Origin of the sequence: Streptomyces sp. T028 (assembly GCF_048159505.1) — a bacterium.
Taxonomy (GTDB): Bacteria; Actinomycetota; Actinomycetes; order Streptomycetales; family Streptomycetaceae; genus Streptomyces.
This window is the reverse complement of the sequence record NZ_JBLRVZ010000010.1, coordinates 34,328-54,586: the sequence shown is the minus strand read 5'-3', so window position 1 is coordinate 54,586 and position 20,259 is coordinate 34,328. Positions and strand designations below refer to the sequence as shown.

The 20,259-nt window shown below is 69.9% G+C and carries 16 protein-coding genes and 3 pseudogenes; 13 read left to right on the top strand and 6 right to left on the bottom strand.

The genetic code is table 11. The features are described 5' to 3' along the window. Positions 1–113 precede the first annotated feature (113 nt). Positions 114–3,017 carry a SpoIIE family protein phosphatase gene (locus ACLZN2_RS10670; RefSeq protein ID WP_416978129.1) on the top strand — a complete coding sequence of 968 codons (2,904 nt, stop codon included), beginning with the start codon at positions 114–116 and terminating at the stop codon, positions 3,015–3,017. A 16-nt stretch (positions 3,018–3,033) separates the two neighbouring features. On the opposite strand, the pseudogene ACLZN2_RS10665 reads toward ACLZN2_RS10670, so the two are convergent. The 3 genes and pseudogenes from ACLZN2_RS10665 to ACLZN2_RS10655 all read right to left on the bottom strand — a co-directional run. Then, positions 3,034–3,129, bottom strand: a pseudogene (locus tag ACLZN2_RS10665) (DNA-binding response regulator); the annotation flags it as partial. 42 nt (positions 3,130–3,171) lie between these two features. Next, complete coding sequence (locus ACLZN2_RS10660) at positions 3,172–4,473, bottom strand: RNA-guided endonuclease InsQ/TnpB family protein (protein ID WP_416978128.1); 1,302 nt, start codon at positions 4,471–4,473, stop codon at positions 3,172–3,174. Between the two features lie 602 nt (positions 4,474–5,075). Next, positions 5,076–5,528, bottom strand: coding sequence for a MazG nucleotide pyrophosphohydrolase domain-containing protein (locus ACLZN2_RS10655; protein ID WP_416978127.1), 453 nt, complete (start codon positions 5,526–5,528; stop codon positions 5,076–5,078). An 84-nt stretch (positions 5,529–5,612) separates the two neighbouring features. Here ACLZN2_RS10655 and ACLZN2_RS10650 point away from each other — a divergent pair, with 84 nt between their 5' ends. Further along, positions 5,613–6,611 (top strand): TAXI family TRAP transporter solute-binding subunit, encoded by a 999-nt coding sequence (locus tag ACLZN2_RS10650; RefSeq protein WP_416978126.1) that lies wholly within the window; start codon positions 5,613–5,615, stop codon positions 6,609–6,611. Here ACLZN2_RS10650 and ACLZN2_RS10645 read toward each other — a convergent pair. Beyond that, complete coding sequence (locus ACLZN2_RS10645) at positions 6,601–8,013, bottom strand: ATP-binding protein (protein ID WP_416978125.1); 1,413 nt, start codon at positions 8,011–8,013, stop codon at positions 6,601–6,603. The genes ACLZN2_RS10650 and ACLZN2_RS10645 overlap by 11 nt on opposite strands. 9 nt (positions 8,014–8,022) lie before the next feature. Beyond that, positions 8,023–8,709 carry a response regulator transcription factor gene (locus ACLZN2_RS10640; RefSeq protein WP_416978124.1) on the bottom strand — a complete coding sequence of 229 codons (687 nt, stop codon included), beginning with the start codon at positions 8,707–8,709 and terminating at the stop codon, positions 8,023–8,025. Between the two features lie 287 nt (positions 8,710–8,996). Here ACLZN2_RS10640 and ACLZN2_RS10635 point away from each other — a divergent pair, with 287 nt between their 5' ends. The 11 genes and pseudogenes from ACLZN2_RS10635 (at position 8,997) to ACLZN2_RS10585 (ending at position 17,570) form a co-directional block, all read left to right on the top strand. Beyond that, entirely contained in the window at positions 8,997–9,776 is a 780-nt protein-coding gene (locus ACLZN2_RS10635) for an amino acid ABC transporter ATP-binding protein (protein WP_416978123.1), read from the top strand. Positions 9,777–9,853: 77 nt separating this feature from the next. Continuing rightward, the gene (locus tag ACLZN2_RS10630; protein WP_416978122.1) at positions 9,854–10,708 is read left to right on the top strand and encodes a glutamate ABC transporter substrate-binding protein; all 855 of its coding nucleotides are present in this window, start codon (positions 9,854–9,856) and stop codon (positions 10,706–10,708) included. Between the two features lie 107 nt (positions 10,709–10,815). Beyond that, a complete protein-coding gene (locus ACLZN2_RS10625) occupies positions 10,816–11,481 on the top strand; it encodes an amino acid ABC transporter permease (RefSeq protein ID WP_416978121.1) in 666 nt (221 codons plus the stop codon). Further along, a complete protein-coding gene (locus ACLZN2_RS10620; RefSeq protein WP_416978120.1) occupies positions 11,478–12,389 on the top strand; it encodes an amino acid ABC transporter permease in 912 nt (303 codons plus the stop codon). Before ACLZN2_RS10625 ends, ACLZN2_RS10620 begins: the two co-directional genes overlap by 4 nt. Positions 12,390–12,659: 270 nt before the next feature. Continuing rightward, positions 12,660–13,137 (top strand): annotated as a pseudogene (locus ACLZN2_RS10615) (transposase). A gap of 322 nt (positions 13,138–13,459) precedes the next feature. Next, complete coding sequence (locus ACLZN2_RS10610; RefSeq protein WP_416978119.1) at positions 13,460–13,888, top strand: hypothetical protein; 429 nt, start codon at positions 13,460–13,462, stop codon at positions 13,886–13,888. A 205-nt stretch (positions 13,889–14,093) separates the two neighbouring features. Further along, positions 14,094–14,237: pseudogene (locus ACLZN2_RS10605) on the top strand (IS630 family transposase); the annotation flags it as partial. A gap of 452 nt (positions 14,238–14,689) precedes the next feature. Beyond that, complete coding sequence (locus ACLZN2_RS10600; protein ID WP_416978255.1) at positions 14,690–16,291, top strand: FAD-dependent monooxygenase; 1,602 nt, start codon at positions 14,690–14,692, stop codon at positions 16,289–16,291. A gap of 201 nt (positions 16,292–16,492) precedes the next feature. Further along, a complete protein-coding gene (locus ACLZN2_RS10595) occupies positions 16,493–16,540 on the top strand; it encodes a hypothetical protein (protein ID WP_416978254.1) in 48 nt (15 codons plus the stop codon). Between the two features lie 98 nt (positions 16,541–16,638). After that, positions 16,639–17,178: a cysteine dioxygenase gene (locus ACLZN2_RS10590; protein WP_416978118.1), complete on the top strand. Its 540-nt coding sequence runs from the start codon at positions 16,639–16,641 to the stop codon at positions 17,176–17,178. Continuing rightward, positions 17,169–17,570 carry a rhodanese-like domain-containing protein gene (locus ACLZN2_RS10585; RefSeq protein ID WP_416978253.1) on the top strand — a complete coding sequence of 134 codons (402 nt, stop codon included), beginning with the start codon at positions 17,169–17,171 and terminating at the stop codon, positions 17,568–17,570. Before ACLZN2_RS10590 ends, ACLZN2_RS10585 begins: the two co-directional genes overlap by 10 nt. Before the next feature lie 72 nt (positions 17,571–17,642). Here ACLZN2_RS10585 and ACLZN2_RS10580 read toward each other — a convergent pair whose 3' ends face one another. Continuing rightward, positions 17,643–20,186, bottom strand: coding sequence for an FtsX-like permease family protein (locus tag ACLZN2_RS10580; RefSeq protein WP_416978117.1), 2,544 nt, complete (start codon positions 20,184–20,186; stop codon positions 17,643–17,645). Between the last annotated feature and the right edge of the window lie 73 nt (positions 20,187–20,259).

Here is a 20,259-nt window from a genome sequence, read left to right as displayed (position 1 = left end):
TTGATCAACTCGGCTCGTTTTTTGGGTCATTGAACCGTGAAACTGGCAGGAAACCGCCGGTGAGAATGTGTGAAAGGGGTTTCGTTCGAGATCGGGAACGATAGGTTCCCTGCATGAACGCACGGCTCGCTCTGCTCAGCACTGTGGCCCCCGGTGTCACGGAGAGCGAGGTGTTCCGGCTTGCCCTGCAGCACGCGATGGGCGAGCTGGGCGCGCTCGGCGCGGCGATGCATCTGCGGGGCCCCATGTCGGCCCTGCGTCTGGTTTCGGCCGCGGGTCTTCCTCCCGCCCTGACCCGGTCCTGGGAGATCGTCGACCAGGAGGGGCCGCTGGCCCCGGCCCGTGCCCTCCAGAGGAACCGGGGCGTGTGGTTACCGATGCCTGCCGCCGAGCGGGCCGCCGAGGCCGGCTGGCCCGGTACCGGACTCGCCGCCCTCCCCGTGTTCAGCGGGCGGCGCGGCATAGGCGCGCTGACCGTGCTGGCCGGTGAGCACGGTGAACCCGCGCCGGAGCACTGGGAGTTCCTGCGGGCCCTGGTCGCCTGGACCGAGGACCGCATGGTCGGGGCACCGCGCCCGGCCGGGCCCGCGCAGACGGAGTTGAGCGGGGAACGGCTGCGGCAGGCGCTGAAGGAGGTCCGGGTCGGCTCGTGGGACTGGGACATCCGCAGCGGCGATCTGATCTGGGACGAGGCGGCGCTGGAGCTGTACGGCACCCGGCCGGCCGACTTCACCGGGAAGATCGACAACTGGATGCGGATCGTCCACCCCGACGACCTGGCACCCACCCTGGCGGCGGCGCAGCGGGCGATCCTCGACCGGTCCGTCTACGAGGCCGAGTACCGGGTACGGCGTCTGGACGGCACGTACGGCTGGACGCAGGCGCGCGGCAGGGCCACGTACGACGACCGGGGCGAGGCCCTGCGGATGATCGGGGTGGGCTGGGAGAGCGACGAGTCGCGGACCGCCCGGGACACGCTCGGCCGGGCCTTGCGGCACATGAGCGACGGCTTCCTGGCGGTGGACGACGAGTGGCGGATCACCTTCGCCAACCTGGAGGCGGAGCGGTTCCTGGGCCACTCGGAGGAGGAGCTGTTCGGGCGGCTGCTCTGGGACCTCCCCGCCGTCCGCCAGATTCCCGGCCTGGAGGCCCGGTGCCGGGAGGCCGCGGCCGAGGAGAAGCCGTCCGGATTCGACATCCGTGTACCGGCGTGCGGTTGCCGATACCACCTGCGGCTGGTGCCGGGGCCCGACGGACGCACCGTGTACATCACCGACGTCACCGAGAACCGGCGGCTCGCGGAGGAGCGGCAGGCGGACGAGCGCGCCGCGGCCGAGCGCCTGGCGCGGATCGCGGAACTCACCGCGGAACTCGCGAAGGCCACCACCTCGCAGGACGTGGTGGACACGGTGGCCCGGCGGGTGCTGCCGCCGTTCGCCGCCGCCGGGGTCCTGGTCCAGGTGACCGATGCGGAGCGGCTGCACTCCGTGGGCGCCGTCGGCTACCCGGACGACTTCCTCGAACTCATCGACGGTCGCAGCCGGTTGGCCGGCGATCCGGCCTGGGACACGATCTGCTCGGGCGCGCCCCTGTTCTTCTCCTCGCCGCGGGAGCTGACCGCGCACGCGCCCTGGCTGGCCGGGCTGCCGGAGCGGGCGGGCAAGCAGGCGTGGGCGTTCCTGCCGCTGACCGCGTCCGGACACTCGTTCGGGGTCTGTGTCGTGGCCTTCGACCGCCCGCGGCTGCTCACCGCCGAGGAGCGCGCCCTGCTGACCACGATCAGCGCCCTCGTGGCACAGTCGCTGGAACGGGCGCGCCTCTACGACGCCGAGTACACCCGGTCCCGCGAACTCCAGCGCAGTCTGCTCCCCCAGGCGCTGCCCGACCTGCCCGCGTGCACGGCCGCCGCCCGCTATCTGCCGGCCGGGCCGGGCGCGGACGTGGGCGGCGACTGGTACGACATCATCCCGCTGTCCGGCGGGCAGGTCGCGCTCGTCGTCGGTGACGTGATGGGCCACGGGCTGCCGGAGGCGGCCACCATGGGCCGGCTGCGCACCGCCGTCCACACCCTGGCCGACCTCGAACTGCCGCCCGGCGAGATCATGGGCCACCTCAACGACATCGTCGGCGCCATGGGCGAGGGGTCGTACGCCACCTGTCTGTACGCGCTCTACGACTCCACCACGCGGGTCTGTTCCCTGGTCCGCGCCGGGCATCCGCCGCCGGCGCTGGTGCGTCCCGACGGGACGGTGTACTTCCCGGAGCGGGACGCCGACCCGCCGCTGGGCGCTGCGGAACCGCCGTTCGAGACGGTCGAGCTGGAGGTGCCGGAGGGGAGTCTGCTCGTGCTGTACACCGACGGTCTGGTCGAGTCGGCGAAGCGGGACATCGACGAGGGGACGGCGGAGCTGGCCCGGCTGTTGAGCGCGGCCCGTGCGCGCGGCGCCCTCGACACCGCCGTGGACCTTGAACGTCTGTGCGACACACTGACGGCCGCCCTGCTGCCCGCCGAGCAGCAGGCCGCCGACGACGCGGCCCTGTTGGTCGCCCGGCCGCATGCGCTGCCCGCCGAGCGGGTGGCCTCCTGGCCGCTGCCCGACGACCCGAGAGCGGCCGGGCAGGCCCGCCGGCACGTCCGCGAGCAGCTCGCCCTGTGGGACCTGGACCAGCTGACCGCCACCGCGGAGCTACTGGTCAGCGAGCTGGTGGGCAATGTCGTACGCCATGCGAGGGGCCCGGTCCGGCTGCGGCTGCTGTACGGCGCCGAGCTGATCTGCGAGGTCTACGACGGCAGCCCGACCCTGCCCCGCATCCGCCGTGCCAGCGAGACCGACGAGGGTGGTCGCGGGCTGCAGCTGATCACGGCGCTGTCCGGACGGTGGGGGGCGCGCTTCACGCCGGCCGGCAAGTGCATATGGACCGAACAGCCGTTACCCGGTCCGGACGGTGGGCCGGAGCCGATGTTCTTCAGCGCGGTCGGCCTGGACGAGGACGAGGACTGGAGCGCGCTGCTGTGACCGCCGTGGGGCCGGCTCAGGGGTCGACGAGGCCGGCGCGGATGGCGTAGCGGGTCAGTTCCAGGCGGTCGCGCATGCCGAGTTTGCGCAGGAGGTTGGCGCGGTGCCGTCGTTCGACCGACGGTCTTGGCGCTGATTTGACATCCTCCCCCTCTCAAAAGAGGGGGATTCCAACCCAGGCGGGTTGAGGTTCACGGGCGCTCGAGCGGCCGGTGGCCGCTGTCACCCCTCCGGCACCGGCTGTTCGCCGGGGGCGGGGGATCCCGCCCTGTCCTGCCGCGACATTGTGTGCTGCGTTCTCATCCGCGTTGCAGGTGAAGCCGCAGGCGGAGCAGCAGAACTCGGCTTGGTTCTTGCGCGAGTTCTTGTCGATCCAGCCGCAGGCACTGCACCGCAGAGATGTGTAGGGGGCGGGAACGTCCTCGACCCGGCCGGGGGCCTTGTGCTCGGTGCGCCGGCGCAGCAGTCCCCAGCCCTGGGCGAGGATCGACCGGTTCAGGCCGGACTTCTGCGCCACGTGTCTGCCGGGCTGCTCCACGGTTCCCTTCGCGGAGCGGGTCATGTTCTTGATGTTCAGCTTCTCGAACCGGATGACATCGAAGCCGCGGGCGAGCATGGTGGAGGTCTTCTCGCACCAGTCCTTGCGCCGGTTCGCCTCCCGCGCCTTGAGCCTGGCGGCCTTCGCGTACCCGGCCGTCTTCTGGGGGCTGCCCTTCTTCGCCCGGGCCGCCCGCCGCTCGTGCTTGCGGATCCGGGCGCGTTCTTTGACGGTGAGCTGCGGGCAGTTCAGCTTCCGGCCGTCCGAAAGGGCAGCGGTGATCGTGACACCCCGGTCGATGCCGATCGCCTCACCCGTGCCGGGCGCCGCGATCGGGTCAGGGATGACAGCGAACGCGATGTGCCACTGACCGTTGCGGAAGGTGACCCGGAACGTCTTCGCGTCGGGCAGCTTCGCGCCCCTGCCCCCGGCACTGAGGCGGAAACGCACCCAGCCGCATCCGGGCACCCTGACCTGAGCCCACCGCCGGTTGAGCCTCTGCACGACCACCGAGCGGCCCATGACCTGCCTGCCGGTCTTCGCGTTCAGCTTCGGCGACCCGTCCGCGCTGTACTCGGGTACGCGGTCGGAGCCGATGACCCGGAAACCCTCATGCCGGAACTTCCTGCGCCAGGTCGGCTCACCGAACCCGGACGTGAAGCGGGCGTTCCTGGCGTGGGCGAAGTCCTTCAGTGCCTGCTGCTGCACGTCCGCGTTCCCGGAGCCCAGCCACTCGTTCTCCCGCCGGGCCTCGGTCAGCTGACGGCACTGCTCCGCGAAACCGGGCGCGCTCTTACGCCACCGGCGCCAGTGCGCATGCTGCTCGACAGCCAGGTTCCAGACGTACCGCGCGTGCGCGCAATGCGTGAGCATCTGCTCCGCCTGCGCGGGCGTCGGGTACAGCCGGAAACGTGACATGCCACGAAACTAGCCACCCCCGTTCCCCTCCCGCGCACGCCTTCGGTCAATATCACCCGTGAGAGTGATCGACACGCCTTTGCCTTCCAGGGCAGCCCCCGGCCACAGGGCCCTCAACCCGCCGGCACCACGAACGGCTTCAGGCCGGCCTCACCGCCGTATCTCCCGAGACGCCGAGCGCCCCGCGAGGACTCGGCGGAACAGCGTCCCGAGTCGGTGGCCCAGCCGCGGACGACGGTGGGCGACTGAGGTCGGCGGGCACGGCGGGCCGGACACGCCCAGCACCCGGCCGCATCAACTCCCCACAGACCCCACGTTCCTCCGAAGCGCGGCCCCTCCCACGCCCCGTGGCCCGCGTCACATCGCACGAGGGCCGAGTCCTGGACCGGCGGCGAGAACGGCACGGCATGCGACGGGCGCCCGGAAGCTCCACGGGGGAGTCGGCCTCACCGGTACCCCGCGGCTCCAGCCGGCCGTCGTCGGCGCCTCGGTGTTCGCCAAGGACTTCCCCCTGGGTGCACTCCACGAGCGAGTGAAAGCCTACGGGCAGCGCCTCCTGGTCGCCGGCCACCGCGCATGGGCGGCCCCGGCTCCGGCGTCGTCTACCGCCTCTCCGAGGCCCCGTCGGCGAAGGCGGTGTCGCCGGTCGCCGCGCCGCCGGGTATCCATCCCTGGCGGCGCAGCACCGCCGACACGTCCGGGGCCTCGTAGTGCTCGCCCTTGAGGACCTTGCCGTCGGCCCGGCGGGAGATCTGGCCGTCCGGGCCCAGCTTGCTCATGTTCGAGCGGTGGATCTCGGCGATCACCGCGTCGAGGTCGATCCCGTGCACCAGCGCGGTGCCGTACGCGACGTAGACCACGTCGGCCAGTTCATGCGCCAGTCGGTCCAGCGGGCCGCTCACCGACACCTCGGCGACCTCCGCCGCCTCCTCGGCGAGCAGCTCCCCACGGTGCGCGGCCAGGCCGGGCGACACCTCCGAGGGTGTACTGCGCGCGTCGAGCCCGAAGGCACGGTGGAACTCACGGACCAGGTCCGCGGGCGAGGAGATGCTCATGCCCCCGACTGTAACGACACCCACTGACACCCGACGCGAGCCCCGCCCTGGCCAGCCCCGCGTACCGGCTGGCAGGATCGGCGCATGTCCAAGGTCTTCTCCCGTATCGGCAGACGCCGGGCCCTGCCGGGTGCGGCGGCCGGTGTCGTCGTGCTCGGGCTGCTGCTGTGGTGGCTGCTGCCGCTGGGTGAGGATCCGCCGAGCGGGACGATCACCTTCAGCACGGGCACGCCCCGCGGCGTCTACCAGGAGTACGGCACGTGGCTGCGCGACGCGCTCGCCAAGGACATGCCCGGTCTACAGGTGAACCTGAAGTCCAGCAACGGCTCGCAGGACAATGTCGAGCGCGTGGCGACGGGCGAAGCCGACTTCACCATCGCGGCGGCGGACGCGGTGCAGTCCTACGAGTCGCAGCACCCCGACGCGGCGGCCGAGCTGCGCGGGGTGGCCCGGCTCTACGACGACTACGTCCAGCTGGTGGTGCCGCGCGACTCGGACGTCCGCTCCGTCGCCGACCTGAAGGGAAAGACGGTGGCGACCGGCCTGTCCGGCTCGGGTGTGCGGCTGATAGCCAACCGGGTGCTCGAGGCGGCGGGCGTGGACCCGGACAAGGACATCACGGCCGTGGACAAGGGCATCAACAACGGTCCCCAGTCGCTGAAGCAGGGGGAGATCGACGCGTTCTTCTGGTCCGGCGGCATTCCGACGGGCGGTCTGACGGATCTGGCGAAGACGTTCGCCTTCCGGTTCGTGCCGATCGATGCCGCCCTGGTCGCCAAGATGCACGGCCAGGACAGTTCCACGAGCTACTACCGGGCCACGAACATGTCCGAGTCGGTCTACCGGACCGTCCAGAACGGGGAGACGGTCCCGACGATCGCCGTCTCCAATGTGATGATCACCCGCACGGACATGGATCCGCGGCTCACCGAGTGGATGACCCGGATCGTCATCAAGAGCCGTGACCGGATCGGCTCGCGCGTCCACTCCGCGCAGTTGGTCGACCTGCGTACGGCGATCGACACCAACCCGCTCCCCCTGCACGACGGCGCCCGGCGCTACTACCGCTCGGTCAAGCCGTAGGCCGCGACCTCGGCACCGACACCGTCACCTTCAGTCCGTTCGGCTCGTGATGGTCGTAGGAGAGCGAGCCGCCGCCCGCCGCGAGCAGGGTGCGGGTGATGGACAGGCCGAGACCCGAGCCCTTGATGTTCTGGTGGCGGCCGCTGCGCCAGAAGCGGTCGCCCACGCGCGTGAGCTCCTCGTCGGTGAGGCCGGGGCCGTGGTCGGTGACGACGACGGTGGAGGTCTCCCCGTCGGCCGCGACCGTCACCTCGACGCTCTCGCCCTCCGGCGTGAACTTCACCGCGTTGTCGATCACCGCGTCCAGCGCGCTGGACAGCGTGACGGGGTCGGCCCAGGCCGTGGTGGCCGGGCAGTCGCCCACCATCCGTACGCCCTTGGCCTCGGCCGTGGGCGCCCAGGCGGCGACGCGCTCGGTGGTCAGCGCGCCGATGTCGGTGATCCTCAGATCGGCCTCGTTGTGCTCGGCCAGGGCGAGGTCGAGCAGGTCGTCCAGGACCTGGGCCAGGCGTTTGCCCTCGCTCTGGACGGAGGCGATCTCCTCGTTGCCCTCCGGGAGTTCGTAGGCGAGCAGTTCGATGCGCAGCAGCAGCGCCGCGAGCGGGTTGCGCAACTGGTGCGAGGCGTCGGCGACGAAGGCGCGCTGCTGCTCCAGCACGTCCTCGACGTTGTCGGCCATCTCGTTGAACGACCGGGCCAGCCGTCTGAGTTCCGGCGGCCCGCTCGCGACCGCCACCCTGGACTTCAGCCGGCCGCTCGCGATCGCGTGCGTGGTGACGTCCAGGACGCGCACCGGTTTGAGGACCCACCCGGTCAGCTGCAGCGCGGCGCCGATGGCCAGCAGCATCGCGGCCACCTCGCCCGCGCCGATGACCAGCCAGCCGTGCAGGATCCGCGACCGCATCGGGCCGGTGGGCGAGTCGGTGACGACGACCGCGACCACGTCGCCGTCCCGGATGACCGGCGACGCCACGACGAGACGGCTGCGCTGCCACGGCCACACCTGCCGGGGGTCATGGCTGCGACGGCTGAGCAGGGCCTCGTCGTACGCGTCCCGCACCTCACCCGTTCGGGGGAGGCTCACGCCCTTGGGCGCACGAGCCAACGGGGTACCGGTGGTGGAGAAGACGGCGGCACGGATGTCGTAGACATCGTAGTAGCTGTCGAGTTCGCGTTCGAGCGTCAGCAGCCGCTCGTCCTTGGACGCGGACACGCCCTCGTCCGTGCCCGAGGCGACGGTGACGAACTGGGCGAGCGCGGCGAAGCGCGCGGTGTCGTCGATCCGGTCGACGACCACCCTCTGCTGCTGCGCCCCGGCCACGCTGACGGCCAGCGGCACCCCCAGGGCGAGCAGCACGGCGGCCATCAGGACGATGAGCAGGGGCAGCAGACGTGTGCGCAACGGTCCCCGCTACCCGGCCGGGGCGACGAGCCGGTACCCGACGCCGCGTACGGTCTCGATCAGGGCGGGCATGCGCAGTTTGGCGCGCAGTGAGGCCACGTGCACCTCCAGGGTGCGTCCGGTGCCCTCCCAGCTGGTGCGCCACACCTCGCTGATGATCTGTTCCCGCCGGAAGACGACCCCGGGCCGCTGGGCGAGCAGCGCGAGCAGGTCGAACTCCTTGCGGGTGAGCTGGACGACCGTACCGTCCACCATGACGCGTCGCGTGGGCAGTTCGATCTGCACGGGGCCGAGCCGCAGCGCGTCCTCGCCGCCCGCGCCCTCGTCCTCGTGGACGGTGCGCCGGCTGACGGCGTGGATCCGGGCGAGCAGCTCTCCGGTGTCGTACGGCTTCACCACGTAGTCGTCGGCGCCCAGGTTGAGGCCGTGGATGCGGGAGCGCACGTCGGAGCGGGCCGTCACCATGATCACCGGGGTGGCGGTGCGCTTGCGGATCTTGCCGCAGACCTCGTAGCCGTCCTGGTCGGGCAGGCCGAGGTCGAGCAGGACGACCCCGAAGCCGGGGCCTTCGGGAACGAGCGCCTGGAGCGCCTCCTCGCCGTTGCGGGCGTGCGTGACCTCGAAACCGTGCCGCTTGAGGACCGCGGACAGTGCGGCGGCGACATGGTTGTCGTCCTCGACGAGGAGCAGCCTCATCCCGGCCCCCTCCGATTCATCGGCCGTTTGGTCTGTTTGTGTATAAAACGAACGCACGCGCACGTACGCATCATGCAGTCACGCTGATGGACGATGACGCAGTCAAGTGGGTTCCGGTTGCGCGCGAGTTCCGTTACCCGCCCGATACGCACGCAGGTCACAAGTGCCACGACGCGTGTCCGATTGCTATCGGATCGTGATGCTCAGATTCCCCTCAGATGTAATGACGCTGGTCGCGGCCGGTTACTACTGTCCTCCGAAACCGAGGAGGACGGAGCCTGAGAGCGATGACCGAAGTATCGGTGACCAAGCAAGACGCGGTCCCGCCCGGCGGCGATCTCGTCGTCCTGAAGAACGTCAACAAGCACTTCGGCGCGTTGCACGTGCTCCAGGACATCGATCTGACGATCACCCGCGGTGAGGTCGTCGTGGTCATCGGGCCCTCCGGGTCCGGGAAGTCGACCCTGTGCCGCACCATCAACCGTCTCGAGACGATCGACGGCGGCACGATCACCATCGACGGAAAGCCGCTACCGCAGGAGGGCAAGGGGCTGGCCCGGCTGCGCGCCGACGTCGGCATGGTCTTCCAGTCGTTCAACCTGTTCGCGCACAAGACCGTGCTCGAGAACGTGATGCTCGGCCAGATCAAGGTCCGCAGGACCGACAAGAAGCAGGCCGAGGACAAGGCCCGCGCCCTGCTGGACCGCGTCGGAGTGGGTACTCAGGCCGACAAGTACCCCGCACAGCTCTCGGGCGGTCAGCAGCAGCGTGTCGCCATCGCCCGGGCGCTCGCCATGGACCCCAAGGTCATGCTCTTCGACGAGCCGACCTCGGCCCTCGACCCGGAAATGATCAACGAGGTCCTCGAGGTCATGCAGCAGCTCGCCCAGGAGGGCATGACCATGATCGTCGTCACCCATGAGATGGGCTTCGCACGATCGGCCGCCAACCGGGTGGTCTTCATGGCCGACGGCCGGATCGTCGAGGAGGCCGCGCCGGAACAGTTCTTCAGCAACCCACGCAGCGACCGTGCCAAGGACTTCCTGTCGAAGATCCTGCACCACTGATCCCGCATCACCGCATCCCGCACCAGTGCCGGAACCCGCACCGCCCTCGTTCCTTCACCACACCTAAGGAAGTCGACATGAAGCTTCGCAAGGTCACCGCCGCCTCGGCCGCCGTTCTCGCTCTCGCGCTGTCCGCCACCGCGTGCGGCGGCGACAGCGAGGACGAGGGCAGCAGCACCTCCAGCGGAGGCGGCGGCACGATCAAGATCGGTATCAAGTACGACCAGCCCGGCCTCGGCCTGAAGCAGCCCGACGGCACCTTTGCCGGCTTCGACGTGGACGTCGCCACGTACGTCGCCAAGGAGCTCGGCTACGACGCGGACAAGATCGAGTTCGTCGAGACCAAGAGCGCCGACCGCGAGAACGCCCTCGCGCGCGGTGACGTGAAGTTCATCGCCGCGACCTACTCGATCACCGACGAGCGCAAGCAGAAGGTCGACTTCGCCGGCCCGTACCTGCTGGCGCACCAGGACCTGCTGACCAAGTCCGACGCGAACATCACCAAGGGCACGGACCTCAATGGCAAGAAGCTGTGTTCCGTGACCGGCTCGACCTCGGCTCAGAACGTCCAGAAGTCGATCGCGCCGAAGGCGAACCTGAAGGAGTACAGCACCTACTCCGAGTGCATCGCGGCTCTGCAGAACGGTGCTGTGGACGCGGTGACCACCGACGACTCGATCCTCGCCGGCTTCGCCGCCCAGGACCAGTACGAGGGCAAGTTCAAGCTGGCGGGCCTGAAGCTCAGCAACGAGAACTACGGCATCGGCGTCAAGAAGGGTGACGCCTCGACCGTCGACAAGATCAACAAGGCGCTGGAGCAGATGGTCGACGACGGCTCCTGGCAGAAGGCGGTCGACGCCAACTTCGGCCCGGCGAACTACGAGAACGAGCAGGCCCCGAAGATCGGCGTGATCGTCCCGAACGCCGGCTAGTCACAGCCCGGCCCAGCGGGCCCTGCAGCGCGCCGCCGCCGTCGCGATCACGGCGGCGGCACGCCCTGCCCTCCTCATACGCCACCCACCCGGAAGCGCGGGAGATCGTGTTCGACTTTCTTGAAGGTTACGACGTCCTCGGGGCGTTCTGGATGACGGTGAAACTCACCGCCCTCTCCGCCGTGGGCTCCCTGGTCTGGGGCACCCTGCTGGCCGCGATGCGGGTCAGCCCGGTCCCGCTGATGCGCGGGTTCGGCACGGCCTATGTCAACATCGTCCGGAACATCCCCCTGACGGTCATCATCCTCTTCTGTTCCGCCGGCCTCGCCGACGTCTTCGGAGTGACCCTGGGGGCCGAGGACTTCAAGATCCAGGGCTTCCGGCTGGCCGTCCTCGGCCTGATCGGCTACACCGCCGCGTTCGTCTGCGAGGCGCTGCGTTCGGGCATCAACACAGTGCCGCTCGGCCAGGCGGAGGCGGCCCGGGCCATCGGGCTCGGCTTCAGCCAGACCTTGCGGCTGGTTATCCTGCCCCAGGCCTTCCGCGCGGTGATCGGCCCGCTGGCCAACGTCCTCATCGCCCTGACCAAGAACACCACGGTGGCGGCCGCCATCGGCGTCGCCGAGGCCGCCTACCTGATGAAGACGATGATCGAGAACGAGGCGCAGACGCTGCTCATCGGCGCGGTCTTCGCGTTCGGGTTCGTGGTTCTGACCCTGCCGACCGGCCTGATTCTGGGCTGGCTGGGCAAGCGACTGGCGGTGAAGCGATGAGCTCGGTCCTCTACGACACTCCCGGCCCCCGCGCCAAGCGGCGCAACCTCCTGTTCTCGGTGGTCTTCTCCGCCCTACTCGCGCTGCTCCTGTGGTGGGTGTGGCTGAAGATGGACGAGAAGGACCTCCTGACGTCTGCCCAGTGGAAGCCGTTCACGGAGTCCGAGGCCTGGACGACGTATCTGCTCCCCGGTCTCGTCGACACCCTGAAGGCCGCGTCGCTCGCCATGGTGATCGCCCTTCCGCTGGGCGCGGTCTTCGGCATCGCCCGCTTGTCCGACCACCGGTGGGTGCGGATCGTGGCCGGCACGGTGGTGGAGTTCTTCCGGGCCATCCCGGTGCTGCTGCTGATGCTGTTCGCCAACGAGTTCTACGCCCGCTCCACCAATGTCACCAGCGAGGACCGGCCTCTCTACGCCGTCGTTACCGGCCTGGTCCTCTACAACGCGGCGGTCCTCGCCGAGGTCGTACGGGCCGGCATCCTGGCCCTGCCCAAGGGACAGACGGAGGCGGCGTACGCCATCGGTCTGCGCAAGGGGCAGACGATGAGCAGCATCCTGCTGCCGCAGGCGGTCACCGCCATGCTACCGGCGATCGTCAGCCAGCTCGTGGTCATCGTGAAGGACACCGCGCTCGGCGGTGTGATGATCGGCTTCACCGAGTTGCTCAACTCGCGTGGCACCCTCGCCGCCAACTACGCCAATGTGATCCCGAGTTTCATCGTGGTCGCGGCCATGTTCATCGTGCTCAACTTCATACTGACCAGCTTCGCGAGCTGGCTGGAGCGACGGCTGCGGCGCAGCAAGCGCAGCACGGGCGCCGTGCTCGGCACGGAGAAGGTGGACGACCTCAACGCGGCCGAGGTAGGCGGGAGCTACGGCACCGGCGCTGGCGGAGCCAGTTTCTGACGCATACTCAAGCGGAGTGACGCATACGGGGGCAGTGGCACGCGCCACTGCCTCCGTCGATTGCTCTACACATCCGGCTTGTGGTGCAGCCTGTCCAGCCGTGCTCGGTGGCACCGAGCACGGCAACGATCCACCAGATCACCAACCAGGTCCTTGTCGGCCGAAAGGACCGTGGTGACGCTCGACGCCTGGCTCGTCTTCGAGGACGAAGCCGGATTCTCGATGACGCCACCGGGCACCCGCACCTAGTCCCGCTGCGACCACACCCCGGTGATCCGCGTGCCGGACGCTCTCGCCGCCGCTTATCGGTCGCCGCCCTGGCCTGCTACAAGGCCGGCGAACCCTCCCGGCTGATCTACCGGCCCTCTCCCGATGCCCGGTCCTACGGACGCATGAGCTTCTCCTGGAAGGACTACCGCGACCTCATCCAGACCGCCCACCAGCAGCTCGGCGGCCCGATCGTACTGGTCTGGGACAAATCTCAACACCCGCCTGACGGCCGGCATTCGCCCTACATCGCCGACCGCGACTGGCTCACCGTCTTCCAACTGCCGTCCTACGCAGCCGACCTCAACCGGTCGAAGGTATCTGGTCCGTCCCTGGACGCACCACCACAGCCAACCGTGCCTTCGCCGCCGCCGACGAGCTGATCACCGCCGTCCGGCGCGGACTACGCCAGCTCCGGTACCGCCCCGACGTCCTCGACGGCTGCCTCACCGCCACCGGCCTCCGGCGCCAACCGGCATGACGACATCACGCATTCAAGGTCAGTCGCCGAGCAGTTCCACAGACTGCCAGACATGCCGGAATCCTACCGACTCATGGTCACTCATACCGAAGTTGTTCCAGCCTGAGTTGCTGTGCCCGCCCGGCGAGTTCCGGAATTACAGGTTCAACTTTGGTGCGACCCGACGGGGAGAATATGGGCAAAAAGTAAAACTGTTTTCCCCGGGCTCAGATCTAGCTCAAATTAAGCCCCGCTCACTTGTAGTGAGCATGCCGGGCTGTCAGGATCGTGAGCGACCACAAGGCCTCAATCGAGCCTTACCTACGGGGATAGGTGATTAGTTTTGCGCGCCAAAATGAAGAGGCTTACCTTCGCGGGTATTGCCGCCCTCGGGGTTCTCGCGCTCAGCGCGCCGAACGCCTCAGCAACTTCTAAGTCGCAGGGCCCTGTCAAGATGAAGATGAACCCGAACTGCCGCGTCACGTTGTACGTGGATGACCACCAATACCCCGGGAAAATACGTGGTCAGGCCCACTTCACCTGTTCCAAGGGTGACAACATCTTCACTCCGACCATCGATTTCTTCCGCAACGGGACCCATGTTCAGGGGAAGAGCGCTGGCCCGCGCACAATCAACAAGGATAAGGGCTACAGCTTCGAGACTACCATTACGGACGCGTCCGGCACTCAGTGCTACCAGGCCACTCTACTCATCATTTACCCACTGGGAAGCATTACTCAAAACATCAAGACTCCGTGTCTCAACACCTGACAAACCGGGTGTTGTTACTCGGTACGGTGTGACGGGGTAGCGGCATACCCATCTGATCGACTCACACATCGTGACCGGCCCCCAATACTTGGGATACACGAGCGACTTGAAAAGCCCTGGCGGCCCATCAACCGCCAGGGTTTCACGCCTTTTCTGCGGTTTTTCAAACCAAGTTTATCCAATTAAGAATAGCAAGTATTGCTACGCCTTCACCGCACCCGAGCACCTGATCCAGACCATCCGCCGCGGCCTGAGATCCATCCAGTATCGCCCCGACCTGATCGACGGATGCCTCGCCGGAACCGGACCATCACTCACACCGACGACAACCCGAGTTCAACCTCAGTAACCCGCAGGTCGTGAACGATGACCGGGTTCTCGCCGCCCTGGGCGAACCGCTCGGCCGCCTCCTCCTCAACTTCTCGCGGAAGGCGCGCCGTTCGTCGGTCAGTCGGCCCCCTTGCATACCTCATGCCATGGGCATACCCCAGGGATCATGAATCGTCTTCCCCGCCGACACCACGCTTTGAAGGTCAGTAACCATCGACTGCCTCACCGGCACGGGGTTGATCATCGAACCTTGGTCATCACTCAGCCAGACTCCACGAGTTCAACCTGAGGAACCAACGCTCACCCAGGCGTGACACGGTTTGGGTGGCCGGGTCCCGGCGCCACTGCCTTTCGTCGCTTGACGCAAACAACGACAATGGGTTGCATACGTTCTGTGATCGTGCACCCTGCTCCAACCTGTTGTTCACTCACGTCCCCGAGGACACCGTCGAAGGCAGGGAGCGCCACGCCGTGGACCCGGTGATCATCGTCGGAGCGGGGCCGGTCGGCCTCACGCTCGCCCTGGCCCTGGCACGCCAGGAGGTGCCGTCGGTCGTGCTCGACGAGGGCCCGGGCAAGGACGAACCGCGGCTCGCGCGCACCGTCGTGCTGCGCGAGGACACCGCCGCCCTCATGGAGCGGCTCACCCAAGTGCCCCTGGGCGAGGCGGGCGTGCGCTGGTCGGGATGGCGGTCGATGCGCCGCCGGCAGGTGACGAACGAGGTCGTTTTCGGCGACGGCGAACCCGCCCCGCTCCACATCGCCCAGCATGTGCTGACCGGCGCCCTGCGTACGGCCCTCGCGCGCGAGCGGCTGGTGAGGATCGCCGTGGACAGCCGCCTGGACTCGGTCGAGCAGGAGCCTTCCGGTGTCACCGCCCACACCCGCGGTCCCCGGGGCACCTGGTGGCGCGGCAGCCATCTGGTCGGCTGCGACGGCCCCCGCTCCACGGTCCGCAAACTCCTCGACATCCGCTTCCCCGGCCGTACGGCGGTGGAGCGACACGCCGTGGCCGCGCTGCGCGTGGAACTTCCGTGGGACGGCGAGGCGTTGCTCCATCGGACACCGCCGTGGCGGTCGTCGGGTCCCTCCGCCGGGGAGATCACCGCCCGCCCGCTGCCGGACGGGGTCTGGCGCCTGGACTGGCTGCTCCCGCCCGGCAAGGACCTGGTCACCCCCGAGCTGCTGGTGGGCCGCGTCCGCGAGACCCTCGCGGGCTGGAGCGAGGGCCCGACGCCGGAGTACGAGCTGCTCGACACCGGCGTGCACACCGTGCACCACCGGCTGGCCCGCCGCTGGCGCGTGGGCCGGGTCCTGCTCGCCGGGGACGCCGCGCATCTGCTCGGCACGCTCGGCACCCAGGGGGTGGACGAGGGGCTGCGGGACGCCGACAACCTCGCCTGGAAACTGGCCCTCACCTGGCACCACGGCCCGCACGAGGCGCTGCTCGACAGCTACCAGACCGAACGCCGCGCGGTGGTCGCCGCCCGGCTGCGCGCGGCCGACCAGGTGCTGCCCCTGCTGCGTGGAAGCGGCGGCATAAGGTCGTACGTCCCCGGCGCAGCCCGTGGCAACGACGCGCTGCTCTCCGACGGCCATCTGGGGCGCGGCCAGCTCGGCGCGCCGGGCACGTACGCCGTGTCGCCGCTCGCGCCCCAGCAGCTGGAGGCCGAGGTGCCGGTGGACACGCCCCTCGGCTCGGCGGTCGAGGACGTGCGGGTGACCGCCGAGGACGGCTCCTTCGTACAGCTGCGGGACCGGCTCGGCCGGGGCAGGCTGCTCGTCGTGCTGATCGCGCCGGGTACGGGGGTGTGGGAGCGTCGGCACTGGGTGGGCGCCGGGCTCATGCCCCGGCTGGCGGCCGCCGTGACGGCACTGCCGTCCCCGGCCGAGCTGCTGGTCGCCGAGAGCTACCCGGGCGCCGCCGCCCACACCGTGCTGCTGGTCCGGCCCGACGGTCACCTGGTCACCGCGTTGAACGGGGTGCGCCCGGCCGATCTGTACGCCGCGGCGGAAGCAGCGGTGGGCGGGAAGGCGACGGAGGAGGCCACGGCCGGGTCGGCGGCGCAGTGAGCGGCAGGGCGGTTCCTCCGGGCTGGTGCAGGACGCTTTCCCGGGCCGACGCACGACGTTTTTCCCGGTCCGATCATCGGACGACCACACTCACTGTCGCTGTGCTGTCCGCATGGTGACGGTGAGTTGACCACCCACCACCGGCGTGGTGTACTCCGAATCGTGACCGACACCGATGTGCGCCTGTGGCGGAGGGTCCATATGGACCTCGTCCGCTATGCGGGCTGCGTGTGTCGCCTCTCCTGCTGAACTCGCCTCCCCCTCATTCCCGCCGGCGTGCGCCGCCGAGGCGCCTGTGCGCTCGCGCGCCGCCGCACGCTCCAGCGAACGTTCTCAGGACGGTACCCGTGTCTGTCTCTCCCGCCGTGTCCCCCGGCCCGGCCCCCGCGCCGACCGCGCCCTCCCAGTCCGATCTCCTCGACTTCGTCCGGCGTACGGCCGCCGACACCGCGCTGATCGCCTCCCTCCCCCTCGACCCCGAGGGCCGCACCTGGGTGCGGCTGGAGGGGCCCGGCGGCAGCGAGGCCTGGCTGATCGGCTGGCCGCCCCGCACGGGAACCGGCTGGCACGACCACGCCGACTCGGTGGGCGCCTTCGTCACCGCGCGGGGCGAGCTCAAGGAGTACTCGCTCGCCGCACGGCTGCCCACCGACGGCTGGAAGACCCTGGAACTGACCGACGGCGTGGACCGGGAGCGCACCCTGCCGGCCGGCCGGGGCCGCTCCTTCGGACGCCACCACGTCCACGAGGTCCTCAACGAGTCGGGCGAGGAGCACGCCGTCTCCGTCCACGCCTACTACCCGCCGCTGCCGCGCATCCGCCGCTTCAGCCGCACGGGACAGATCCTGCGCCTGGAGCAGGTCGAGCGCCCCGAGGACTGGCAGTGAGCGACGACGGGCCCCTCGGCATAGACGAGTTGCTCGACCGGGTGCGTGCGGGGTACGTGCGCGTGGAGGCACACGAGGCGTACGAGGCCGCCCGCGCGGGTGAGGCGCTGCTCGTCGACATCCGGTACGCGGCCCTGCGCGAGCGGGACGGTCTGATCCCCGGCGCTCTGGTCGTCGAGCGCAACGAACTGGAGTGGCGCCTCGACCCCCAGGGCAGCCACCGCCTCCCCGAGGCCACGGGTCACGATCTCCAGGTCGTCGTGATCTGCAACGAGGGGTACGCGTCGAGCCTGGCGGTCGCTTCCCTGCACCAGCTGGGGCTGCACCGGGCGACCGATCTGATCGGCGGCTTCCAGGCATGGAAGACGGCGGGGCTGCCGGTGACGCCGTAGGTCCGGCGCGTCGGTCGGGCCTGCCTCGGTCACCCCTGTCACTCCTTGGCCTCTGCCACTCCTTGGCCGTTGTCACTCCTTGGCCGTGGCCACCGTCACCGCGGGGACCCGCAGGGCCACCCGGCCGGGCAGGGAGGTGGCGACGAGGGCGAGCAGGCCGGCCACGGCGACCACGACCGCGTACACGAGAGGTGCGACCGCCGGTGCCACGCGACTGGTCATGCCGAGGCTGAACGCGGTGAGGACCGACAGGGCGATGGTGCTGCCGAGGATCGTGGCCAGCAGAAGGACCGACAGGGCCTCGGTGCGCAGCATGCGCAGCACCTGACGGCGGGTCGCCCCGGCGAGGCGCAGCAGCGCGAACTCCCGGACGCGTTCGGAGACCGACATCGCCAGCGTGTTCACCACGGCGATCGCCGTGAAGGCGAGGACGAGCCCCATCGCGAGCAGGTTGACCTCCGCGTTCGCCTGCTGCCGCTCGGCCTGGAGCGAGTCGGCGGCGGCCGGAGAAATCACCGTGAGTCCCGGGAACTTACGCAGCGTAGTCGCGAGTTGTGTCTGTGTGCGGCCCGTGCTGACGAGGAGGGAGGAGGAGAGCGGGTTGTCGACGTGGCGGGCAAGGAGGTCGTGCGCGAAGGTGAGGTCTCCGAAGCCGAGCCCCCTGGCGTAGACGGCGGCGACGGTGAGTGTGGCGGGCGTGCCGTCGCCGAGTGTGAGCCTCAGGGTGCTGCCGGGCGTCAAGTGCAGCTGGTCCGCGGCCAGTTCGCTGACGGCGACGGTGTCCTCGGTGAGCCGGCCGAGGGAGCCGGCGGTGACGTCGGGGTCCCAGGTGCGGGTGAGCCCGGCCGGGGTGACGCCCTGTGCCGCGTACTTGTCGAGGCCGACCCGGACGGTGGTCCGGACGACTTCGGTGACGACGTCGTGTCCCGTACGGAGCTGTCGTGCCGCCTCCGCCGGGACGCCGGGTCCCCGGGAGGCGACGACCCAGTCGGCGCGGACGCCCTCGCGGACCTGGGCACGGGCTGCGTCGCCGAGGGTGGGCTGCACGAACAGCACGGTGCAGGTCATACCGATGAGCAGGGTGAGCGGGGTGACGACGGAGGCCATCCGGGCGGCGTTGCCGCGGAGGTTGGCGGTGGCGAGCCGGCCGCCGTGGCCGGTCAGCCGCAGCGGGCCGGAGAGGAACAGCGCGGCCGCCTTGACCAGGAGCGGCCCGAGCAGGGCGACGGAGGTGGACAGGACGACGACGGCGAGGAAGGTGACGGGCGTCGAGGAGGGTTCGGTCCGCAGGGCGCTGAGCACGGCGACGAGGACGACGCCGCCGACGAGCAGGAGCAGTCCGGCGAGGAGACGGCCCCAGGCAGGTTGGGCGCGTTCGGTCCGGGCCTCGGCGAGCGCCTCGGCCGGACGGATCCGGGCGACCCGGCGGGAGGCGATCCGCGCGGCGGCCCAGGCCCCGAACAGGGTCGCGGCGACGGCGGCGAACGGCGGGAAGACGCTGACGGTGTGCTGGAGCGTGGCGGGCACGGCGCCCAGGGCGACGAACCTGTCGTGGAGCCGGCCGCCGAGCACAAGGCCAAGGCCTGCCCCGGCCGTGCCGGCGGCCGCTCCGACGATCAGCGCCTCGCGGCCGAGAAGCCTGCGGATCTGTCCGGAAGTGGCGGCGACGGTCCGTAGCAGGGCGAGTTCGCGGTGGCGCTGCTGGACGGAGAGCGCGAAGGTCCCGACGACCACGAGGACGGCCACCAGCAGCGAGGTGCCGCCCATCGCTCCGCCCATGCTGACGAGCCTGGTGCGGGCCGCTGCGGCGTCCAGGAACTCCACCGGGCCGCGGGCCTCACCGGTGCTCACCTGGGCTCCGGTCCCGTGCAGCGCCGCGGCCACGGCCTGCCGCAGCCTTTCCGGGTCGGTGCCCGCCTTCGGCAGCACCCCGAACGCGGTGACCTTGCCGGGGTGCGCGGCGAGGCGCCGGGCCTCGTCGGCGGAGAAGAAGAGGGAGGTCTGGTGGCGTACGGCCGTGGCGGGAGCAGCGGTTCCGGAGACGCGGTAGGTGCGCGGGGCCTGGGTCGACTGGACGGTGAGGCGGTCGCCGGGTGCGAGGTGGGCGCGCTCGGCGAGGTCGCGGTCGACGACGACTTCGGTCGCCTTCTCGGGGGCGGTGCCCGCCGTGAGCCGGTACGGCGTGAGCGCGGCGGAGTCCCAGGCGTGCCCGTAGGCGGGTCTGCCGTCGTCTGCGGTCTCTGCGGTCCCCGCGGGGGTCAAGGGCTGGGCGAGGAAGGTGAGTTCGGGGATGACGCGGGCGGTGCCGGGCAGGCGGGCGAGCGTGTTCCCGAGGCCGGCGGGGAGCCAGGCGCGCTCGGCGATGGGTTTGGCCTTGTGCTTGACCTTGGTCTTGCCCTTCTTGTGTTTGACGGTGGTCCGGTGGACGTTCTGATCGGCGGAGACCACGACCGGGGCGGACGCGTACCGCTCGGTGCGGATGCTGCCGCGCAGTCCCGTCTCCAACAGGGTTCCGCACGCGGTGATCAGGGCGGCCGCGCACATCAGGGCGAGGAAGGCGCCGAGGAAGCCTGCCTTGCGGGCGCGGACGGTCTTCAGGGCGTAGCGCAGCATCATGACGGACCGGTCTCTCTTTCGTGAGCCGGATCGTGCCGCGCTGGTAGCCGATCTCGACCGGCGAAGGGAGGCG